The 3,057-nt window shown below is 30.5% G+C and carries 1 protein-coding gene; it reads left to right on the forward strand.

The window, feature by feature from the left end; all coding sequences use genetic code 11:
- A partial coding sequence (locus MBCUR_RS01645; RefSeq protein ID WP_157077527.1) for a DUF11 domain-containing protein occupies positions 1-3,057 on the forward strand: 3,057 nt, incomplete at both ends.

Consider the following 3,057-nt stretch of genomic DNA (forward strand, 5'->3'; position numbering starts at 1 on the left):
ATAGTTATAATTCTGCTAATGGTAAATGGTATATTGGTAATTTAGCTAATGGTCAAAGTGTATTTTTAGATATTGTTGCTACTTTAAATAGTACTGGTAATGTTGTTAATGTTGCGAACTTGACTGGAGTTGATCAAAATAACACAGGTAATAATAGTAGTAATCCGGGTAATAACACTAATTTAACTGTCACTTCAACAGTGAATATTAGTATTATAAAAACTAGTAATGTGTCTGGTAGTGTCTTAAATGGTGTTGATGTTAAGTATACTATTAATGTGACTAATTTTGGTCCTGATAATGCTACTGGTGTTGAGATTACTGATAATTTGCCTGTTGGTGTTATTTATAAGTCTTCTAATGCTACTGTTAATAGTTATAATTCTGCTAATGGTAAATGGTATATTGGTGATTTAGCTAATGGTCAAAGTGTATTTTTAGATATTGTTGTTACTTTAAACAGCACAGGTAATGTTATTAATGTTGCGAACTTGACTGGTGTTGATCAAAATAATACAGGTAATAATAGCAGTACTCCTGGTAACAATACTAACTTCTCTGTTACCCCAACTGTGAATATTACTATTATAAAAACTAGTAATGTGTCTGGTAATGTCTTAAATGGTATTGATATTAGATATTCTATTAATGTGACTAATCATGGTCCTGATAATGCTACTGGTCTTGAAGTTACTGATATTTTACCTGCTGGTGTTATTTACAGGTCTTCTAATGCTAGTTTTGGTGCCTATAATCATGTTTCTGGTAAATGGTATATTGGTGATTTAGCTAATGGTCAGAGTGTATTTTTAGATATTGTTGTTACTTTAAATAGTACTGGTAATGTTGTTAATATTGCTAATGTGACTGTTGATCAGAATAATACTGGTAATAATAGTAGTGTTCCTGGTAATAATACTAATTTGTCTGTTACTCCTGCTGTGAATATTAGTATTGTTAAAACTAGTAATGTGTCTGGTAGTGTCTTAAATGGTATTGATGTTAGATATACTATTGATGTGACTAATCATGGTCCTGATGATGCTACTGGTGTTGAGATTACTGATAACTTACCTAATGGTGTGATTTATAAGTCTTCTAATGCTACTGTTGGTTCTTATGATGTTGGTACTGGTAAATGGTATATTGGTAATTTAGCTAATGGTCAAAGTGTACTTTTGAATATTATTGTTACTTTAAATGGTGCTGGTAATGTTGTTAATGTTGCGAATTTGACTGGTGTTGATCAGAATAATACAGGTAATAATAGTAGTAATTTGGGTAATGATACTAATTTAACTGTTGTTTCAACAGTGAATATTAGTATTATAAAAACTAGTAATGTAAGTGGTACTGTTTTAAATGGTGTTGATGTTAAGTATACTATTAATGTGACTAATCATGGTCCTGATAGTGCTACTGGTGTTGAAATAACTGATAATTTACCTACTGCCTTGATTTATAAGTCTTCTAATGCTACTGTTGGTTCTTATGATGCTGGTACTGGTAAATGGTATATTGGTAATTTAGCTAATGGTCAGAGTGTACTTTTAGATATTGTTGTTACTTTAAATAGCACTGGTAATGTTATTAATGTTGCGAATTTGACTGGTGTTGATCAGAACAACACAGGTAATAATAGTAGTCTTCCTGGTAATAACACTAACTTCTCTGTTAATTCAACTGTGAATATTAGTATTATTAAGACTAGTAATGTGTCTGGTAGTGTTTTAAATGGTGTTGATGTTATGTATTCTATTAATGTGACTAATTTTGGTCCTGATAATGCTACTGGTGTTGAGATTACTGATAATTTGCCTAATGGTTTGATTTATAGATCTTCTAATGCTACTGTTGGTTCTTATGATGCTATTACTGGTAAATGGTATATTGGTAATTTAGCTAATGGTCAGAGTGTATTTTTAGATATTGTTGTTACTTTGAATGTTTCTGGTAATGTTGTTAATGTTGCGAATTTGACTGGTGTTGATCAGAATAATACTGGTAATAACAGTAGTACTCCTGGTAACAATACTAATTTCTCTGTTACTCCGACTGTGAATATTAGTATTATAAAAACAAGTAATGTGTCTGGTAATGTCTTAAATGGTATTGATATTAGATATTCTATTAATGTGACTAATCATGGTCCTGATAATGCTACTGGTGTTGAAGTTACTGATATTTTACCTGCTGGTGTTATTTACAGGTCTTCTAATGCTAGCTTTGGTAGTTACAATCATGTTACTGGTAAATGGTATATTGGCGATTTAGCTAATGGTCAAAGTGTATTTTTAGATATTGTTGTTACCTTAAATAGTACAGGTAATGTTGTTAATATTGCTAATGTGACTGTTGATCAAAATAATACTGGTAATAACAGTAGTACTCCTGGTAACAATACTAACTTAACTGTTACTCCAACTGTGAATATTAGTATTATAAAAACTAGTAATGTGTCTGGTAATGTTTTAAATGGTGTTGATGTTAAATATACTATTAATGTGACTAATCATGGTCCTGATAATGCTACTGGTGTTGAGATTACTGATAATTTGCCTAATGGTTTGATTTATAAGTCTTCTAATGCTACTGTTAATAGTTATAATTCTGCTAATGGTAAATGGTATATTGGTAATTTAGCTAATGGTCAGAGTGTGTTCTTGGATATTGTTGTTACTTTGAATGTTTCTGGTAATGTTATTAATGTTGCGAATTTGACTGGTGTTGATCAAAATAATACTGGTAATAACAGTAGTACTCCTGGTAACAATACTAATTTGTCTGTTACTCCGACTGTGAATATTAGTGTTGTAAAAACTAGTAATGTGTCTGGTAGTGTCTTAAATGGTATTGATGTTAAATATACTATTAATGTGACTAATCATGGTCCTGATAATGCTACTGGTGTTGAGATTACTGATAATTTGCCTAATGGTTTGATTTATAAGTCTTCTAATGCTACTGTTAATAGTTATAATTCTGCTAATGGTAAATGGTATATTGGTAATTTAGCTAATGGTCAGAGTGTATTTTTAGATATTGTTGTTACTTTAA

It is taken from the genome of Methanobrevibacter curvatus (genome assembly GCF_001639295.1).
In the GTDB taxonomy this organism is placed as follows: Archaea; Methanobacteriota; Methanobacteria; order Methanobacteriales; family Methanobacteriaceae; genus Methanoflexus; species Methanoflexus curvatus.